The sequence below is a fragment of the Oceanicaulis sp. genome, assembly GCA_040112665.1.
Lineage (GTDB): Bacteria > Pseudomonadota > Alphaproteobacteria > Caulobacterales > Maricaulaceae > Oceanicaulis.
In genome coordinates this window covers 2,177,730-2,196,246 of record CP157796.1, presented here as the reverse complement: position 1 = coordinate 2,196,246, position 18,517 = coordinate 2,177,730, and the positions used below count along the sequence as shown (strand labels likewise).

Annotated in this window: 18 protein-coding genes and 2 tRNA genes; 13 read left to right on the top strand and 7 right to left on the bottom strand. The window is 64.9% G+C overall.

Annotation, left to right across the window (positions count from 1 at the left end; genetic code table 11):
- Positions 1 to 63 precede the first annotated feature (63 nt).
- A complete protein-coding gene (locus ABL308_10705; protein XBQ15425.1) occupies positions 64 to 537 on the top strand; it encodes a hypothetical protein in 474 nt (157 codons plus the stop codon).
- 70 nt (positions 538 to 607) lie between these two features.
- Positions 608 to 1,099, top strand: a complete 492-nt coding sequence (locus ABL308_10700) for a hypothetical protein (protein ID XBQ15424.1) — start codon at positions 608 to 610, stop codon at positions 1,097 to 1,099.
- Positions 1,100 to 1,133: 34 nt separating this feature from the next.
- Here ABL308_10700 and ggt read toward each other — a convergent pair whose 3' ends face one another.
- A complete protein-coding gene (ggt, locus tag ABL308_10695) occupies positions 1,134 to 2,888 on the bottom strand; it encodes a gamma-glutamyltransferase (protein XBQ15423.1) in 1,755 nt (584 codons plus the stop codon).
- Positions 2,889 to 2,917: 29 nt separating this feature from the next.
- Positions 2,918 to 3,835, bottom strand: coding sequence for a LysR substrate-binding domain-containing protein (locus ABL308_10690; GenBank protein XBQ15422.1), 918 nt, complete (start codon positions 3,833 to 3,835; stop codon positions 2,918 to 2,920).
- Positions 3,836 to 4,032: 197 nt separating this feature from the next.
- On the opposite strand from ABL308_10690, the gene ABL308_10685 reads away from it, so the two are divergent.
- From ABL308_10685 to ABL308_10675, 3 genes are all read left to right on the top strand, one after another.
- Positions 4,033 to 6,471: a TonB-dependent receptor gene (locus tag ABL308_10685; GenBank protein XBQ15421.1), complete on the top strand. Its 2,439-nt coding sequence runs from the start codon at positions 4,033 to 4,035 to the stop codon at positions 6,469 to 6,471.
- A 110-nt stretch (positions 6,472 to 6,581) separates the two neighbouring features.
- A complete protein-coding gene (locus ABL308_10680; protein XBQ15420.1) occupies positions 6,582 to 7,589 on the top strand; it encodes a P1 family peptidase in 1,008 nt (335 codons plus the stop codon).
- A gap of 101 nt (positions 7,590 to 7,690) precedes the next feature.
- Positions 7,691 to 7,767 (top strand) — tRNA-Arg (locus ABL308_10675).
- A gap of 282 nt (positions 7,768 to 8,049) precedes the next feature.
- Here ABL308_10675 and ABL308_10670 read toward each other — a convergent pair.
- Positions 8,050 to 8,244, bottom strand: coding sequence for a helix-turn-helix domain-containing protein (locus tag ABL308_10670; protein ID XBQ15419.1), 195 nt, complete (start codon positions 8,242 to 8,244; stop codon positions 8,050 to 8,052).
- 201 nt (positions 8,245 to 8,445) lie between these two features.
- Here ABL308_10670 and ABL308_10665 point away from each other — a divergent pair, with 201 nt between their 5' ends.
- The 7 genes from ABL308_10665 to ABL308_10635 all read left to right on the top strand — a co-directional run bounded on the left by ABL308_10665 (position 8,446) and on the right by ABL308_10635 (position 14,890).
- The gene (locus ABL308_10665; protein XBQ15418.1) at positions 8,446 to 9,705 is read left to right on the top strand and encodes a hypothetical protein; all 1,260 of its coding nucleotides are present in this window, start codon (positions 8,446 to 8,448) and stop codon (positions 9,703 to 9,705) included.
- A gap of 481 nt (positions 9,706 to 10,186) precedes the next feature.
- Complete coding sequence (locus ABL308_10660) at positions 10,187 to 10,645, top strand: helix-turn-helix transcriptional regulator (protein ID XBQ15417.1); 459 nt, start codon at positions 10,187 to 10,189, stop codon at positions 10,643 to 10,645.
- A 112-nt stretch (positions 10,646 to 10,757) separates the two neighbouring features.
- Positions 10,758 to 10,961: a hypothetical protein gene (locus ABL308_10655; GenBank protein ID XBQ15416.1), complete on the top strand. Its 204-nt coding sequence runs from the start codon at positions 10,758 to 10,760 to the stop codon at positions 10,959 to 10,961.
- A gap of 33 nt (positions 10,962 to 10,994) precedes the next feature.
- Positions 10,995 to 11,975: a metallophosphoesterase gene (locus ABL308_10650; GenBank protein XBQ15415.1), complete on the top strand. Its 981-nt coding sequence runs from the start codon at positions 10,995 to 10,997 to the stop codon at positions 11,973 to 11,975.
- A 674-nt stretch (positions 11,976 to 12,649) separates the two neighbouring features.
- A complete protein-coding gene (locus ABL308_10645; GenBank protein ID XBQ15414.1) occupies positions 12,650 to 13,786 on the top strand; it encodes a DNA cytosine methyltransferase in 1,137 nt (378 codons plus the stop codon).
- Between the two features lie 16 nt (positions 13,787 to 13,802).
- A complete protein-coding gene (locus ABL308_10640) occupies positions 13,803 to 14,639 on the top strand; it encodes a NotI family restriction endonuclease (GenBank protein XBQ15413.1) in 837 nt (278 codons plus the stop codon).
- A 29-nt stretch (positions 14,640 to 14,668) separates the two neighbouring features.
- Positions 14,669 to 14,890 carry a type I restriction-modification enzyme R subunit C-terminal domain-containing protein gene (locus tag ABL308_10635; GenBank protein ID XBQ17733.1) on the top strand — a complete coding sequence of 74 codons (222 nt, stop codon included), beginning with the start codon at positions 14,669 to 14,671 and terminating at the stop codon, positions 14,888 to 14,890.
- 8 nt (positions 14,891 to 14,898) lie between these two features.
- Here the strand turns inward: ABL308_10635 and ABL308_10630 are convergent, their stop codons facing one another.
- On the bottom strand, positions 14,899 to 16,086 hold the full coding sequence (locus ABL308_10630; GenBank protein XBQ15412.1) for a site-specific integrase: 1,188 nt from the start codon (positions 16,084 to 16,086) through the stop codon (positions 14,899 to 14,901).
- A 159-nt stretch (positions 16,087 to 16,245) separates the two neighbouring features.
- Between ABL308_10630 and ABL308_10625 the strand changes: the two genes are divergently transcribed.
- A tRNA-Arg gene (locus ABL308_10625) sits at positions 16,246 to 16,330 on the top strand.
- Between the two features lie 167 nt (positions 16,331 to 16,497).
- On the opposite strand, the gene puhC is transcribed toward ABL308_10625, so the two are convergent.
- From puhC to puhA, 3 genes are read right to left on the bottom strand one after another with little or no spacing between them, the layout of a single operon-like run.
- Complete coding sequence (puhC, locus tag ABL308_10620; protein XBQ15411.1) at positions 16,498 to 16,929, bottom strand: photosynthetic complex assembly protein PuhC; 432 nt, start codon at positions 16,927 to 16,929, stop codon at positions 16,498 to 16,500.
- A gap of 14 nt (positions 16,930 to 16,943) precedes the next feature.
- Positions 16,944 to 17,573, bottom strand: coding sequence for a photosynthetic complex putative assembly protein PuhB (gene puhB, locus ABL308_10615; GenBank protein ID XBQ15410.1), 630 nt, complete (start codon positions 17,571 to 17,573; stop codon positions 16,944 to 16,946).
- Entirely contained in the window at positions 17,570 to 18,343 is a 774-nt protein-coding gene (gene puhA, locus ABL308_10610; protein ID XBQ15409.1) for a photosynthetic reaction center subunit H, read from the bottom strand. Before puhA ends, puhB begins: the two co-directional genes overlap by 4 nt.
- Between the last annotated feature and the right edge of the window lie 174 nt (positions 18,344 to 18,517).

Below are 18,517 nucleotides of genomic sequence, written 5' to 3'. Positions count from 1 at the left end.
AGTCATTTCCCTTCCCCTCTCACGCGGGCTAATATGCCCATTCAGGGGAAACGGGGGCGTTTCATGGCTTCACACAGCGCCGGGCCGCAGGGCGTGCTCGCCGGGCTGATCATCGCGCCCGCGTTCGGGGCCGTGGTCTGCGTGGCTGCGATGATGGTTCATTTCGTGCTGGTCGACCCTGACGGCGCGGCCCTGCCGCTGGGCGAGCTCTTGCCCATGGCCGGCGCGATCTGGCTCAGCGCATTGATGTTCGCCTATCCCGCCGCGCTGGTGTTCCTGCTGCTCCGGATCGGGTTCGGCGCGATCGGGTTCGGGATCGCGGGGGGCTGGATATCCGGCATGGTCGCCGGGTTCGCCGCGATGGGCGTCTATCTCGACCGGGTCCATCCCGGCGGCTTTCTCGAGGGCCTGGCAGGCGGAACACCGCCCGGCGCGCTCACCCTGCCCGAGCTCGGCGCGGCGCTGGCTCTGCCGGCGATCGGCGCAGGGTCGGGGCTGATCGCGGCGCTCGTCTTTGCAAGCTTCGCCCGGCGCTGACCGGCCTCAGGGCGCCGCGCCGCCTCATTTCGCGTTATAGTGCGCGACAAAGCCAGACCGGAGAGCATGCATGTCCCGCTTCGCCCTTCTTCCCGCCGCCGCCCTTGCAGCCGCCCTCGCCGCCTGTGCGCCGACCCAGACCACCTACGGCCCGCTGGCCGGTTCGAGCGCGGGGATCGGCTATGACCAGATCCGCATCGAGGACGACCGCTGGCGGGTGAGCTTCGCGGGCGGCGGCGGCGCCAGCCGCGACGAGGTCGAGCGCCTCGCCCTGCGCCGCGCCGCCGAGCTGGCGCTTCAGAACGGCTATGAGTGGTTCGAAGTCGTCGACCGCCGCTTTGACGCGGAAGGCTCGGACCGCTCGCCTGTGCGCGTGGGCGGCACGGTCGGGCGCAGCTGGGGGTCGGGCGGCTTCGGCGGTACGGGCGTGGGCATCGGCGTTTCGCTCAGCCCCGGCCAGCAGCGCCGCGAGATCGTCTCGCTGGAGATCATCGCCGGCGCCGGCGAGCCGCGCCCCGAAGGCGCCTATGACGCCGCCGCCGTGGCGCGCCCGATCTACTGACCGGACGCGCCTGGGGTCGCAGAGTACAGGGGCCTCAGGGCTGCATCACCACGCCGTCGCGGCGGGGGTCGGCGGCGCCGATGAGTTCGCCGTCCTCGCCCACCTTCACGATGTGGATGCCGGAGTTCTCGCCCCGGCCGCCTTCGATGGTGAAGCCGCGGCTGCGCAGCTCTTCGATGATCGCCTGCGGGAAGCCCTCCTCGATGCGCACCACGTCGCCGCGCGCGACCACGTTGGGCAGGGCGGCGGCGTCTTCCGGGCTCATCCGCCAGTCGATCATCGCGACCAGGCTCTTGACCGTGTAGGCGATGATGGAATTGCCGCCGGGGCTGCCGGTGGCGAGGTGGAAGGCGCCGGTCTCGTCCAGCACGATGGTCGGGCTCATCGACGAGCGCGGCCGCTTCCCCGGCTGAACCGCGTTGGGGCGCAGCGCGCCGTCCTCGGCGCGCGGTTCGAAGGCGAAATCGGTGAGCTGGTTGTTGAGGAAGAACCCGCCCGCCATGCGGCCCGAGCCGAACGGACTCTCCACGCTGGAGGTCATCGAGACCACGTCGCCGTCCGCATCCACGATCACGAAATGCGTGGTGCCCGGGGCATCTTCGGTGGCGTCTTCAGGCTGGGGCGCGGCGCCCGGCGGCGTGCCCGCCTGCACGGTTTCGATCGCTTCACCCATGTCGATCAGCCCGGCGCGCTCTGAGAGATAGACCGGGTCGATCAGCCCCTGCACCGGCACGTCGGCGAAGGCGTCGTCGCCCACGTAGCGGTCACGGTCGGCGTAGGCGAGCCGGCTCGCCTCGATGAACAGCGCCCAGCCGTCGGCGGTGTCCGGGCCGTGCTCGGCCATGGCGAAGCGTTCGAGGATCCCCAGCGCGGCGTTGACCGCGACCCCGCCCGAGGACGGCGGCGGAGCCGAGCAGACCTGAAACGTCCGGTAGGTCCCGCAGACCGGCTCGCGCCGCCCGGCCTCGAAGCCCGCCATGTCTTCAAGCGTCAGGCGGCCCGGCCGCGGCCCCTGCCCTGCAACCGCGACGATCTCCTCGGCGATCGAGCCCTCATAGAAGCTGCGCCAGTCCGCCGCGATCAGCCGCAGGCTTTCGGCGTAATCAGGATTGGTCAGCACATGACCGACCGGCCAGGGCGCGCCTTCCGCGTCGAACAGATAGCCCGACGCCGCGCCGGTCTCCTCGATATCGGTGAACTGCGCCATGCGCCCTGCGATCGAATTCAGGCGCGGGGCGACCTCGAAGCCGTTTTCGGCCAGCGCGATCGCCGGATCGAAACTGCGCGCCCACTCGATCTCGCCGTGCTGTTCATGCGCGAGGCGCATCATGGCGATGAGTCCCGGCACCCCGGTCGACAGGCCCGAACGCCAGGCCTCCACGAAGCCCAGCGGCTGGCCGTCCTCGTTAAGGAACATGTCCTCGGTGGCCGCTGCGGGCGCGGTCTCCCGGCCGTCATAGACGGTGATCTCGCCGGCCTCCGCATCGTAGCGCAGCATGAACCCGCCCCCGCCGATGCCCGAGCTTTGCGGCTCGACCAGGCTCAGCACGGCCTGCACCGCGATCGCGGCGTCCACCGCGTCGCCGCCCGCGCGCAGGATCTCGATTCCCGCGGCCACCGCGTCGGGATTGGCGGCTGCGACCATGCCGCCGAAATCCTCGCGCTCGGACAGGTCGGTGTCCCCGGCGACGCGTTCGGGCGCCTGGTCGAGGGTCAGGTCGTCCTCCTCCCCGCCGCATGCGGCGAGCGAGAGGGCGGCCAGCGCGGCGGAGCTCAGTCTGCAGATCATGGACATGCCTTCCTAAAGGGCCGGCGGGGTCAGACCCCGGCGTTTTCGAACGGCCGGCTTTCTTCGATGAGATAGGTTTTGAGCGCCCGGCCCGGCGCGCGCAAGCCGCGACCTTCGGGCCAGACGAGATCATAGCCGCCTTCTGCGGGCTCCACACCCGCCGCGACGATCGTGGCGAGCCGTCCTGTCTCCACCGCCGGTTCGGCGATGGAGCGTGGGGCGAGCGCGAGACCGCGCCCGGCGGCGGCCGCGCTGACAGCGTGATCGAACAGGGCGTAGCGGTCGCCGAGATGGGCGTCCTCGCGTTCGATCCCCCGCCGCGCCAGCCAGCTCTTCCAGTCCAGCCCGGCGCTGTCCGCCTCGTCGCATTGAATGAGCCGGCAGGTCCGGACGAGCTCCCGCCAGCCGTCGCCCGAAGCGCTGTCCAGCGCACCCGGCGTGATCAGAGCGGCGTAAGAATCGGTCAGAAGCCGCACCGCGTTCGCCCCGGCGGCGGCTTTCGCGGCGTAGCGAACCTCGAGATCGATCTGGAACCGGTCGAGCGCGCTTGCGTCGGGATCGCTGATCAGCCGCACGGGGAATCCCTCTCCCCGCGCCTCGAAGCGCTGGATGCGCGGCGCCAGCCAGCGCGCGGCGAAGGCGCCGGGGGCGCCCAGCCGGATCAGCTCGGCTTCGTCGCACCGTCCCAACCGCCGGCTCGCCTCCCTGAGCCCGCGAAACGGTTCGGCGATCAGCTCGGCCACCGCCTGGCCTTCTGCGGTCAGCGTCATGCCGCGGCCCGCCCGCGCGACGAGCTTCGCACCCAGCACGGTTTCAAGCAGCCGGATCTGCTGGGAGACCGCCCCGCTGGTCACCGCCAGCTCCGCAGACGCCGCAGCGACCGAGCCCAGACGCGCGACCGCCTCGAACGCCCGCATAGCGTTCAGCGGGAGGGTTTCAAGGGTCACTGTGTTTAGTTTTTCTGAAGCGTCCATCAGAACTACTTAATTGTGCTGCATCGCAGCGAGGCGCAGGGTCTATACGTCACAGCCGAGCATAACCCGCAACGGCTGTGTGTATAGTGGTATTTTGACCACGGTTTTCAGCGCACCGCGGCCGCCGAAGGCGGATCCCGCGGCGACGCCTCGTGAAGGGGGAGACCCAGATGAAGACGCTACTGACAGCCGTATCATTAGCTGCGCTTACTGCAGGCGCCGGCTGGAGCCAGGAACCGCCCGCGCCGGGGCCGGAGCCTGAAGCGGAAAACCGCGACACGATCGTCGTCGTGGGCACGCGCGCGCAATCGCGCACCGCGCTTGAAACCGCCGCGCCGGTCGACGTGATCAATATCGGCCAGCTGGAAAACACCGGCATCACGGAGCTGAACGCTGCGCTGGCCGCCAGCCTGCCCTCGTTCAACTTCCCCTCGCCCTCGATCACCGACGGCACCGACCATGTCCGCCCGGCCACGCTCCGCGGCCTGGGCCCGGACCAGACCCTCGTGCTGGTCAATGAGCGCCGCCGTCACGCGTCGGCTCTGGTGAATCTCGGCGGTTCGGTCGGCCGCGGCTCGGCTGCGGTGGACCTCAACACCATTCCGGTCAGCGCGATCTCCCAGGTGCAGGTGCTGCGCGACGGCGCCTCGGCGCAATACGGTTCGGACGCCATCGCGGGCGTGATCAATGTCGGCCTGCGCGAGGCCAGCGAGGGCGGTCAGGTCACCGCCACCTACGGCCGCTACGCCACCGATATTCCGCTGATCGAGCAGGGCCGCACGGCGTCGGACGGCGAGACGGTGAACATCTCCGGCTGGATCGGCCTGCCGCTGGGCCCGAACGGCTTCCTCACCCTGTCGGCGGAATATCTCGACCGCGAGCCGACCAACCGCGCCGGCCCGGACAGCCGCCAGCAATACCCGCTGGTCGGCGGGTCGCTCGATCCGCGCGAGACGAGCTTCGACCGGATCAATCACCGCTTCGGCCTTGCGAAGGCGGAGGCGCTCTCGGTCTTCGCGAACGCCGGGATCGATCTTGAAAGCGGCGCGGAACTCTATGGCTGGGCGAGCTACCAGCAGCGCGACGGCGAGGCCGCCGGCTTCTATCGCCGCGCGCTCGACAGCCGCAACACGCTCGCGATCTATCCTGACGGCTTCCTGCCGCTGATCGTCACCGACATCGAGGACTATTCGGCGCTGGGCGGGATCCGCGGCGACTGGGGCGCGTGGGGCTACGACTTCTCGCTGGGCTATGGCCGCAACGAGCTGGCCTACGGCGTGGAGAACTCCCTCAACACCTCGCTGGGCGCGGCGTCTCCGACCTCGTTCGACGCTGGCGCACTGATCTATGATCAGCTCACCGCCAACGCCGACTTCCAGCGCGAGTACGACCTCGCCGCTTTCGCCGGTCCGCTCTCGGTCGCGTTCGGCGCGGAATACCGTCTGGAAGGCTATGAGATCGAAGCCGGCGAGCCGGCCAGCTACATCTCCGGCGATCCGGCCCTGCCCGCCGGCAGCCAGGTCTTCCCCGGCTTCCAGCCCGCCAACGAGGTCGACGAGGACCGCGACGCGTTCGGTCTCTATCTCGACCTGGAAGCGGACGTCACCGACCGGCTGCTCGTGACCGCCGCGGTGCGCGGGGAGACCTATTCGGACTTCGGCGAGACCCTGACCGGCAAGCTCGCCGCCCGTTACGAGCTGACCGAGAACTTCGCCGTGCGCGGCGCGGTGTCCAACGGCTTCCGGGCGCCGTCTTTGCAGCAGGCCTATTTCACCTCGACCGCCACGGTCTTCGCCGGGACCCCGCCGGTTCCGGCCGAAGTGGGCACCTTCCCCGCCGACAGCGCGGTGGCCGCAGCGCTCGGCGGCGAACCGCTGGACGCTGAAGAGTCCACCAACATCTCCGGCGGCTTCGTGTTCACCGCGGGCGATTTCGCCCTGACCGTCGACGCCTACGCCATCGACATCGACAACCGCATCGTGCTTTCGGAGAACCTCTCCGGCGCGACGGTGGAGAGCCTCCTGACGGCGGCGGGCGTGACCGGGGTGACGCGGGCGCGCTTCTTCATCAACGGGGTGGAGACCGAGACCCGCGGCTTCGACGTGGTGGCGACCTATGCGCTCGACACCGCAGACTTCGGCGAGTTCGACTTCTCCTTCGGCTATAACCAGACCGAAACCGAAGTCACCGCCGCGCCCACGAGCCCGGTCCTGCCCGGCGTGACGCTGTTCGCCCGGCGCGAGATCGCCCGCTTTGAAGAGGGCCAGCCCGACAACAAGCTGATCGCGTCGGTCGACTGGACCCGCGGCGATTTCGGCGGCTTCGTGCGCGCCACGCGCTATGGCGAAACGATCGATCCGAACTCCAACCCGGCGTTCGATGAAACGCTCTCGCCCAAGACGCTGGTGGACGCGGAGTTCTCCGCGAACGTCACCGAAGGCCTGACGCTGGCTTTCGGCGCGAACAACCTGTTCGACGAGTATCCGGACACCACTGCGGAGACCCCGGCGCTGGATTCCACCTTCGGGCGGATCTTCCCGTTCTCGGGCTTCTCCCCGTTCGGCTTCTCGGGCCGGTATCTCTACGCCCGCGCCCGCTACAGCTGGTAGGCTGAGCGCCTGACAGGAAAGGCCCCGTCCGGCTTCGCCCGGGCGGGGCTTTTCCGTGGACCGAACCTCGCTAGTCTTCGTTCCTGTCGCCCCCTCGAGAGGAACCCGCCATGGCCGGACCGGCGCTGAACAACGACCTCACCGACATCGCCGGCCTCAGGGTCGGCCAGGCCGAGAACGAGGCCGTGCGCACCGGCACCACGATCATCGTGTGCGACCGGCCGGCGATCGCCGCGGTCGACGTGCGCGGCGGCGGCGCCTGCACGCGGGAGACCGACGTGATGAACCCTGGCGGGCTCGTGGAGACGGTGAACGCGATCGCGCTGTCGGGCGGCTCGGTCTACGGCCTCGCCGCCGCCGACGCGGTCACCGCGGCTCTTGGCGAGACACGCACCGGGTTCGAGCTGTTCGAAACGCCCGGCGTGCCGGTCTCCCCGATCGTGCCGGCGGCCTGCCTTTATGATCTCGCGAACGGCGGGGACAAGGCCTGGGCGCGCGAGCCGCCCTATCGCGCGCTCGGCTTCGCCGCGCTCGACGACGCACGCCGCGGCGCGCCGGTGCGCCTGGGCCGCGCCGGAGCGGGCTATGGTGCGAGCGCCGGGGCGCATCCCGGCGCGATCGGGTCTGCGAGCGTAAAAACCGAAGACGGGATCACGGTGGCGGCGCTGGTTGCAGTGAACAGCTTCGGCTCGGTGACGATGCCCGGACAGGATGACGTGTACTGGGCCTGGCCGTTCGAGATGGACGGGGAGTTCGGCGCCGGCCGGCCCGATCCGTCCGCCCGCTTCGGCGCCGAGGACTGGGGCGCGGCGAAGATGAACCCCGCCCCGCCCGCCGACCGGCGCACCCAGACCACGCTCGCGGTCGTCGCCACAGACGCGGCCCTCACCCGCGACGAAGCGCGCCGCTTCGCGGTGATGGCCCAGGACGGGCTCGCCCGCGCGATCCGGCCGGTGCACACCCCGCTGGACGGCGACGTGGTCTTCGCGCTGGCCACCGGCGCGCACAAGGTCGCCGAGCCGCGCCCGATCACGCTCGCGCGCCTCGGATCGCTGGGTGCGGACACGCTGGCGCGCGCGGTCGCCAGGGGCGTTCACGCCGCCCGCAAGCTAAGCTGAACCGGCCGCTGCACAAGCCCGGCCACAAGCGCTTGCAAAGCTGAAAAGCCGAGGCTAGGTTCCGCGCCTCTCGCCGGGCCCCGCCCGGCTCGAGACGGCAGGCGCCGGTAGCTCAGCTGGATAGAGCACCAGACTACGAATCTGGGGGTCGGGAGTTCGAATCTTCCCCGGCGCGCCACCTAACCCATTGAAATAAAGAAGATTTCTGCATCTCATGCTTCTCGGCATGTTGACCGCACACCATGCGTGGAAGCACTGTGGAAGCAGCCGCTCTCATTTGAGAGTGTCCTGATCTGCGAGCATCGGTCGCAGGGGGAGAAGTCCTAGAAGATTGGCTTCTCAAGGACCCTGATGCTTCGGGTTCGCACCGCATCCCGAATCGATCCGGCCCATATGGCGCTGAAACGAAAACCGCCCCCGGCAACACCGAGGGCGGCTCACTCTTGGTCTTGGAACCGGCCTATGCGGCTTCCGGCTCCGATCCGTTCTCGATCCATTCGATCAGGTCCTGTTTCCGGTAGCGGATACGACCATTGGGCAGCTCCATGTGACGAGGCCCGCGGCCCCGCCACCGCATCCCTTCGAGGGTCCGGTGTGAGAAGCCCACGATCCGGGCCGCTTCCTTGGTGGTCAGGTACACGTGATTGTCGTTCATACGCACTCCTTTCTTCTGCTGCGGTTCCTTTCGCTTGAGTTCGCCGCGTCGGCGGCGTGGATTGAAGAAAGCACACTCTCCGGCGTATGTCCTTGGGGAAATGGAGAGGCAAAATCTGCATATACGGCAGATGGATAGCATTTTCGGTCGGCGGGATACGTGTAAGAAAATCCCTTTGGGGGTGTAGACAGGGAGGATGCGATGAATCAGATGTACGACATGAACAAGATCGCGGTCTTACGCGACAGGCTGCCAGACCATCTTCTCGGTAAGAGACTCGTACTTCGTTCGATCAACAGCCCGACCGCGCTCAGGCGAGACTTTCGCCGGTGGCTCCGCGAGGCACCCGACTACTATTACAGCGGCCTCAATCTCGCCGAGGGCATCGCGCGCCAAGTCGGGAAGCCGCAGCTCGTCACGATCACGCAAGATAAGCTTGATGAGAAGGTCGCAGAGGCCGCACTTGAAATGGTCCGGATCGCAGAGGCGGCGACGCGCTCGTATTCCACGGACAAGCTGAACAAGGCCAAGGCCGCATGGAAAGCCGATCCGGTCAACAATCCCGGACCGGACGAGGATTTCGGCATTACGGTCGAAACTGACAATCCCGCACTCGTGTCGATCACCGGCACCGGCTCGGACGACGGGGATCAAGCGGCATGGGTCGCCGCCTTGACGCTTGCGGACGCCTATCACGCCGCACGCCTTTACCCCAAGGAGCTGAAGCGCGAGCGTGACGCATACGAACGCCACCTCCGCCACAAAGCGGAGGTCGAGGCCGTTGTTTCTGGCAAATTGGCCAGCTGCCGGACGCGCTATGGCACGACGATCACCTCGGACGGCCTTCCACCAAAGGCAAAACGGAGCAGGCGGAAGTCTGGCCGCAAGGCGCGTACAGTTACACCCCCTTCCTCTTCTTCCGCCTCGCCGATCACGACCCTCCCCCGGCGCTGGCGTGACCTCAGTGTCCCTCAGAGATGTGGGCTGATGGCACAGACGATTGAAGCTGAAGGACGTGGCTTGTCGATCACCATCGATCTGTCAGAGGCCCGGCTTGCTCGGTGTCCATCTGATCGTGGCAAGGCCTCCTATCTTCAAAAGGCCTTAAGCGAATACCTTAACACTGCGCTTGGGCACACGCCGGACTTTCTGATCGTTCTCGAACAGGGGTTGGGCCAGAAGCCCCACCTGCATGGGGTGATTGACCTCGAAGACACGCCAGGGAACCGCAAGGCTGTCAGACACGCGGGTGAAGTGCTTTCCGGATTGCCGCTTGACGGACCGGGGCGTGCTCGGATCGTGGACATTCAGCCGCTGACGAACGGCGCGTTCTGGCCGGGTGGCTACACCGAAAAGTATCGCCGGACGACAATGAAACAGATGAAGTTGAAGCAGCCTTATGCTCACACCCGGACGCTTGGGCAGAGAGCGATGGCGGCCCATTCGGCGCTTGTGATCTGAAGCAAAGCACCAATTTCGGACTAACGTGACGAAACACCGTGTCGCGCATCGTTGTGTGACGATAGACCGTGGATGCTCCCGGTACTCTTATAGGCGCTGGATGTCCGGCTCAGCAAAATCAAAGACTTATGGTCTTTGAGGTATCCGCTATAAGGCCCGCCCACGGTGTTTCGTCACGTTCAAGCAGCCCGACACGGTGTTTCGTCACACAAGGCTTTTGCGCCTGCCGGGTCTCAGAGTGTCCGCGATCCCACGAAGTGAACCGTGGACGGGCTAGTAATTCCGGCCTCCTGATCGCTTTCAGGGCCTGAGATCGTGGTTTCGCAGACATAGGTTCGGGGTATCGCGGACAAGCAGATCGTTTGGCATCGCTCGTAATGCAGTCAGCTCGCGTTTCCCGCGAGACCCCCTATTCACCATGAATACACTCTCCTTCGTGACGCGGTTTCAAGCGTTCGGATCAACAAACGAAGGAGAAATCATGAAGAAGACTGGCCCCGGCCGTCCGCAGACTTCCGTCAACACCGGCACGAGCTACGCTCTCGCGGAGTGGCTGAACGAGAACCTTGCCGAGCTGTCCGGCATGACCAACGCCGAGATCGCTGCCGAGCTTGGCTATGAGCGCTCGAACATTGTGGCGATGTGGAAGACCGGAAAGACCCGTGTCGCCCTCCACGCGCTGAAGGGGATCGCCCGCCTCACCAACACCCCGCTCGAACACCTCTTCCCGATGTGGGTCGAGCAATACGCGCGGGAGAAGGGTGTGAAGGCACAGCCCTATCTCGAAATGCTGTCGCGGATCGTGACGCCTGCCGAGTTCCGGCACATTCAGGCCATCCGGGACGCCGGGATGACGTGCGAGCACATGACCGAGGACCAAGACCGCATCATGTCGCTGATGCTGATCGGTCCGGAGGGGCGGGCGAAGCTGTTCACCTGATTCCAACCCCGGCGAACACCAGATTTCGGCTTCTATGATGACGCCGGAGGCCTGCTTGTCTCCTCTCGTGATATATCGTATACGAAAAATCACAAACGAACGGGAGTCGAGCATGGCGATACGTGGCCGCCCCAAAAAAGCTTCGACGATGGACACGCTGGCGGTGCGGCTGCCGGACGATCTGGTCGCTCAGGTCGATGAGTACGTGGGGATCATCAAAGAGGAATTCCCGCTGCTCAACGTGAGCCGGGCCGACGCGATCCGGCAGCTTCTGGCCGCTGGATTACAGGCCGAGCGGAGGCGACTGAAACGCTGACATCCCACCAACCCTTCCAATCAAGGAGACTGAATGACGCCAGACCAATTGCTGAACGATGCAACCGGCATTGACCTGATCGGAGATGTCCACGGCCACCTCGATCCGTTGCAAACGCTTCTTACGCGGCTCGGATATGAACCGCTGAGCGGCATCTACCGGCACCCTCAAGGACGAAAGGTCCTCTTCCTCGGCGATCTGATCGACAGAGGACCGGCCAACGTCGAAGTGGTCGCGCTGGTCCGGCGCATGGTCGAGCACGGTGAAGCGGTCTGCTTAGCCGGGAACCACGAGCTGAACGCCGTCCACTTCTCGATGGAGCACCCGGATACGAAGGGGCTTCACCTGCGACCGCGCTCTGACAAGAACCTTCGCCAGCACCTCGCCTTCCTCAGCCAGTATCACACCCGGCAAGACGGCTTGGACCGAATGCAGGAAGACATCGCATGGTTCCGCACGCTCCCCCTCTGGATCGATCTGCCCGGCCTACGAGCAGTACACGCCTGTTGGAGTGCACGGCACATTGAGGCGCTGGACGACGCAACCGCCAAGCGCCGGGCACAACACGACGCCTTCTGGCACCGAACCGCGACGAAGGGCGATCCACTGCGCGATGCGACCGATGTCTTGCTCAAGGGCGCAGAGACGACCCTGCCGGATGGCGTGACGTTCCAAGACAAGGACGGACACGTCCGGACCGAAGCGCGCATTGCATGGTGGGTTGAACACGGCCCATGGCCCGACCGGGTTCTTGGACCGCCAGACTTTAAGCTTAGACTGGCTATGGTTCAGGAAGAGCCGGACTTCGGCTTGAGATACCCGCTCGACGAAAAGCCGGTCTTCTTCGGGCACTACTGGTTCAGTCCTCGACACGGGACTCCTTGGATCGCGCGCGAGCCGAACGTCTGCTGCCTCGACTTCAGCATCGCGAGGCCCGGCGGATTGCTGACAGCTTACCGTTGGGATGACGAAGACCGGCTCAATAGTGAGAAGCTTGTCTCGGTCGGGCACTGATCGCACTGAGTTGACCCGTTCTTGTCCCCAAGTTCACCGCTTGTCGGCGGTTTCAGGCTGACACCCTCACCTAACACCTTGCCATTCGCTCCCTGGCGGTCGCAGGCGCGCGCCCTGAGGTCGTCCGCTGGTCTCCATGCCGAACCACGCCTCGCGCCCCTGTGAGCGTCTGGCGAGGATTGGCGGTGTATAAGACGGATTTATCGAAAAACGATATGACTTCTCCGCATCACTAGCACTTGGATATGCATCCGTCGAAACGCGCTGAGACCCATATAGTGAGCGGACCTCCGAGTGCTGTCGCATCGCGGTATATAACGGACTGAGACCGACATTCTCCCGCCAACGCTTGTTGCTATCCACACGAAAACGCTTGTTGGTCCGCATCAATGATTTGCAGAGCGAAGCAAAGTGATGCAGTCTGATTCACGCCAGTTGATTGATGCTAGACAAGAACGTTAAGGGAACATACATTGTGGTGAGCGCAAAGAAAGGGCATAGGATCACGGTCTCCTTGTCGGAGGCAGACTATGCAGCTCTCTCTGCAATTGCCGAGCGGCATGACGTATCGCTCTCCTGGCTCACCAGGAAAGCGGTCACGGACTTCCGTGAACGCTACGAGAACGAAGAGCTACAGCTGCCCCTTGGCCTTGGGCGAGCTGCAGGGGGCAGGCATGGATAAGACTTACACGGCGATTGATCTGTTTTGCGGTGCGGGCGGCCTGACCGAAGGCCTTCGCCAAGCTGGTTTCCATGTGCTCGCAGGCAATGACTTCGATGAGGCCGCTGGCCGCACATTTGCAGCAACGCACCAAGACGCCAAGTTTCTGCCTGGCCCGGTCCAAGACATCACTGCCGACGCGCTCCTTTCGGCGGCAGGTATCAAACGCGGAGAGCTGGATTGCCTTGTCGGCGGTCCACCCTGCCAAGCATTCAGCGTATACAATCATCAGCGTGGTATGCACGACGAGCGTAGCCAACTCTTCAAAGAGTACCTCCGTCTGGTCGAGGGCCTGAACCCACGCTGGGTTGTCATGGAGAATGTCACTGGCATCACCTCTGCCGGTAACGGCGCTGCCGTCGGCGCGATCCTCTCAGGCCTGAAAAAGCTGGGCTACAAAGTCGAGCATAAGGTGCTCCGCGCGGAAGAGTATGGCGTGCCCCAAGAGCGGCGGCGGGTTGTCTTCATCGGCAACCGAGAAGGTCTGCCAATCGTCTGGCCGACCAAAACCCACGGCGAAGGCCTCATCCCTTTCAACACGATCAAAGATGCGATCAGTGACCTGCCAGCTCTCGCAAACGGCGAGGATAGAGGCGTGCAGCCTTACGCCCGTGAAGCTCAGGGAGACTACCAGGTCATGTTACGCGGCGGCTCGAACGCTGTCCGTAACCATTCTGCACCACGGCTCGCACCGATCAACATCGAGCGGATGAAGCATATCCCGCCTGGTGGCAGCTGGCGCGACGTACCTATTGATTTGTTGCCCGCTGGCATGAAGAAAGCCCGTCGCTGCGATCACACAAAGCGCTACGGGCGGATGACATGGGGCGGTCTGTCCTGCACCGTTCTCACCAAGTGTGACCTCCATTGGGGGGCCTACATCCATCCGGAACAGGATCGGGTCATCACCGTTCGCGAAGCGGCGCGCATCCAATCCTTCCCCGACTGGTTTCATTTCGAGGGTTCGCGTACAGAGCAGTATGTCCAGATCGGCAACGCGGTTCCCCCGCTTCTCGGTCGCCGGATCGGAGAAGCCATTCTAGAAGCTGAAGAATTCCTCTATGCTACACCCGTGGCCGCCGCTGAATAGCGGCAAAGGGTGTTTCATGCTGATTTCTGAAATCTTTGGGTTTGGCGTCGACAATCAAACAGAGGCGGCCTGGACGAGCAGGAGCGCCAAGCTCTGCCCGTTCCGTGACAGCAAATGTACCAAGTCGAGCAAGACTGACCCAATCGGTATCTGTTCGCTTTCCGACGGTCACGAAGCGGCGGCGCTCTGTCCGGTGCGCTTCATCGAGCGCGACATCATCTTCAAGGATGCGGCCCGGCTGGCCTTTGGCGAAAACGTGCGTTTCGGTATCTTTCCCGAAGTCCGCATCCTCAAGATCGAAGCCGAGAGCGAAGAGGATAGCGACCGCAAAATAGGCAAGGTCGACTACCTCCTTGGGAAGATTGAAGACGGGACAGTGACTGACTTCGCAGCTGTCGAAGTCCAGGCGGTCTACTTCTCGGGCGGTGAAATCCGCTCGCCCCTACGGCACTACCTGCAAGAAAGAACGCTCGACCTACCGAATTCAGACCGCCGTCCAGATTTCCGATCGTCGGCGCAAAAGCGCCTGGTCCCCCAGCTTCAGCTCAAGGTGCCGGTGTTCCGCCGCTGGGGAAAGCGCTTCTTTGTCGTAGTGGACACACAATTCTTCGGGGCGCTTCCAGCCTTTGGAGCCACTACCCGCGCAAACAGTGAAGTGACATGGCTCACCTATCCAATAGCCAAGCAAGGTGATGACTACCGGCTTGGCGACGTGAACGTTGTCTATTCAGAGTGGGACGAAGTGCGGAACGCCTTGCGGGAAGGAACCCCTCCCGAGCCAGATGAGATAGTCGCCGAGCTACAAGCGAAGCTCGATCACCGGCGGAACCCTGCAAGGGTTCTCGACAGCTAGTCCCAACCGCTTAACCTCGTAGATCGCCGATCTCGGCTAGTCAGATCGACTTCATCGAACTGTTGATTGAAGAGCTGACGCGCTCCGGCGTCGTCGAGGCGGGGCGTCTCTACGAGCCGCCTTTCACAGACACCAGCCCCCTCGGCATCGACGGCCTGTTCGAGGACGCCGACGCCGAAAAGGTGGTGAGTATTTTAGGCGAAATCGAACGCAGGGCGCTTCCGACCGAGCCGCAGGAAGCAGCGGTCTGAACCAGCGTTCACCGCCCCCGGAATGATCCAACAATTGCGCCAACGCCAGAGGCGACCCCACGCACGGTCTGGTCCGTCAAGTGAGCGTAACGCTGCGTCGTCTTCACATCCTTATGGCCGAGCGCTCCGCCCACCGCGTAGAGCGGTGCGCCATTGTTCACGGCGAACGAGGCGAATGAGTGCCGGAGATCGTGAATCCGCACGTCTTTCAGGTTCGCACGCTGGCGGATGCGATCCCACGCACCCTTGATGCAGGGCACCGGCTGGTCCGGCTTCCGGGGCGAAGGGAAAACGTACCGGACTGAAGGCGTCGGACACTCGCCTTTCCAGCGGCGCAGAAGATCAGCCGCTTGGGGCGAAAGCTGGCGGGCAAAAGCTTTGCGGGTATGGCGCTCGCCCTTCTGCTGACCTACGGGGATCAGCCAAGTCGGCGTTTCAGTCGCCAGACCCTGAAGGTCCCGCCACTCCATCGAGAACACCTCGCTCTTGCGCGCCCCGGTGAGAACCAGAAACTCCACGATCCGCGCGGCAGTCTCATTCTCGTCTGCGTCACAGGCCGCGAGCAGCCGTTCGGTCTCCTCCGCCGACAGGTAGCGCTCGATCTGGTTCTCCGGGTACTTCTTGACCGCACGGCACGGGTTGGTCTCGCGCCATTCGTTCTGGATCGCGAAGGTGAACATCATAGACAGGAGCGCAAACGAGCGATTGGCGGCTCCGGGGGTGTCGCGCATCTTGGACATCATGGTCCGGACCTCGGCCACGCTCACGTTGGCCACCTTCTCCTTGGCGAAACGGGGCGAAAGGTGCATGCGCCACAGACGCTCGTCCTCGGCGATGCTCCGGGGTTTCTTGTTGGGCTTGGCGTGCTGCTCAAGATACGCGTCCCACAGGTCCGCCATCGTCGGCGCGGTGAGACGCCCCTTGCGCTCTTGAGACGGGTCCTCGCCTTGATCCACCTGAACACGCAGTGCACGGGCACGCTCACGGGCCTCGGTGACGGTCATCGTGGTCTTGCCGATCCGGATTGAACGCTGACGACCATCCGCCGTGCGGTAGAAAAAGGCGAAGGACTTCGACCCGGCCTTGGTGACGCGGACATGAAGCCCTGAGACCTCGGTGTCCCAAACCTTGTAGTCCTGTCCGGTCGTAGCGAGCGCGCGGACGTTGGTGTTGGTGAGTTTCAGCTTGTTCGACATGTTCCCCTCCTGTTCTTTCGGGCCTCTGACATGCGTCCCGGAAGCTTCGTGGAAGCACCGTGGAAGCAGTTCGGAGCGAAAACTCGCGCATCCGAACGAGATCGAAAGTACCGATGGGGCGGGAAAAGCCAATACCGATCAGAGGGTTGGCGCATATGTGCGTAGATCGAAGAAAGAGTACGTAGGAGATTTCACCAGACTACGAATCTGGGGGTCGGGAGTTCGAATCTTCCCCGGCGCGCCATAACTTCAGTTTACGAAAAACGTTGGACCAAATACGGTCGGGTATGGGCCCGTCCCGACCCTATGCGGACGCTGCCGGGCCGTCTGACCGCAGCGCTGTATCTCGCAGCGGCGGCGGCGCTCATCGAGGCGCGGTGAGCCGGCGGCCCGCGCAAGCGTGAGGCAGCCCTACCCGTCCACCAGCGCCAGCAGCGCCTCGGCGTTGTCCGGCCCGAAGCCTGAGAGCGGCATGGTGCGGCCGGTGGCGGGATCGCGGATGAAGCCCGTGCCGTCGGGCTGTTCGATCACCAGAACCGTGAACCCGCCGCTTTCGGGCCGTGCGCCGACCCGGCCCGTGACCGAACGCAGCGCGGTCATCGCGAACAGATCGCCCTCGATCACCAGCTCGGCCAGCACCGCGCCGGTCTGCGCATCGCGCAGCACCATGCCGTCCTGCACGGTGTCCTCGACCGCGACGAGGCGCTGGTTCAGCGCCTCGGCCTGAGGCGGGCCGAGCGCGCTGGGCGAGAGGACCGCCACGAGGATCGCGCCCAGCGCCAGAAGCCCCACCGCGATCAGCGCGCCGGGCGTGATCTGATAGTCGTCTTCGGCGTGATCCATGGTCTCCTCCCCGCTCAGGCCGCCTCGGCTGCGGGGCGTTCCGCGCCGCCGGCCACGAAGCCCGGCCGGGCGCGCATCAGCGCCTCGGCGAGCGCGGCGGCGGCCTGTTCGCCGTCGGGAATGCAGCGCAGCACCGGGGTGGGGCTGAATATCTTCTCAAGCCGCACATGCGGAAACAGCGCCGCGTATCCGATCGGCGCCGTGCGGTCGACGGTGAGCTGGAGATCGGCGAGCCCGTCCTCGCGCACTCTCACCGCAAGGTCCCTCACCTCGGTCAGCGGCAGGTTGATCGTGCGGGTGAAGACATAGCCGACATGAAGGATCACCCGCCGGTCGGTCGCCACGTAGAGCGTGTGCCGCGCCGCGAGCCTGGCGGAGATCCACAACAGCACGGCCACGGGCGCGGCGACCGGCAGGAACAGCACCACGGCGGTCAGCGCCCGGGCGAGCGGATAGCCCGCGTCGAGCGCGGCGAGCACCGGCCAGACCGCCAGCACGCCGACGATCCCGGCGAGCCAGCGCCCCTTGAACAGATGCCGCATAAGGCCGCCGAAAGGCGGCCGCGCCGCCCAGAGCACGCGTTCGCCTTCGGGAAGCGGTCCGGGCAGAGCCTCGCACGCTTCGGTTTCGCTGACCCGGCTCATGCGACGTCCTTTCCGCGCGGCGAATTGCCGTAGAACCGGCCGCCCGCGAAGAAGGCGTTGACCTTGTCTTCTTCAAGCAGGGTGATCCGGTCGTCATGGCGGCGGAACGGGGCGTTCGACAGCCGCTCGCCGGGCATGTCGCGCACGATCACGAGCTCGAGCTCGCTGTCGATGACGGCGAAAAAGATCGGCAGCAGATAGTCGCCGGCCTCGGACTCCACTTCCATATAGCGCGGGAAGAATTCCGCGCGGTTGAACCAGATGTCGCGCACGGCCCCGGCCCGCACCTGATCGCCGCCCTGCACCGGCCAGCCGCGCGGATCGGGGCAGCCTTCAAGGATGGAATACTCCGGTTCGCGCAACATGGAGGCGAGCTTGGGATCGCCCTCCTTGTTGAGATCGGCGACGTCCTCGCGTTCAGACCAGGCGGCCGGGCCGATCCCTTCGAGCAGGCCGTCCACCCTGGGATGGAGCGGCTTGCCGTTTCGTTCGGGCATGACCTCGGGCTGGGGGCCGGCCTGAGAGGCGGAACGCGGCGTGACGACCGTGGGCTGGCCGTGCGGGCGGCGGATTTCCTTGGCCTTGGGCATGGGAAACAACCCCTTGCCCTGCCTGAACGGCACCGAGCCGTCGGGCCGGATCGTGGGATAGCCTTCCCGTTTGTCCTGGGGTCTTAGGTGAAAGAACACCAGCCAGAAAAAGAAGACCGCAAAGATCAAAAGCGCGGCCATCGCGCCGTCGAATCCGGAATAAGCAGGAGTCGGTTCCATAAAAAGCCCCTATGGCGCATATCACGCAATGTCAGAACTCTCTGACAACGGGGATTGTTCCAGATTTTTTACGGGTATTGTTTCGCAAGCGTTTTCAGACGACTGCCAGAGTTTCCCTCTCGATTTTCCAGAACGTTCCATAGAAAATCGAAGATATTCAGGAACCCTGTCCGT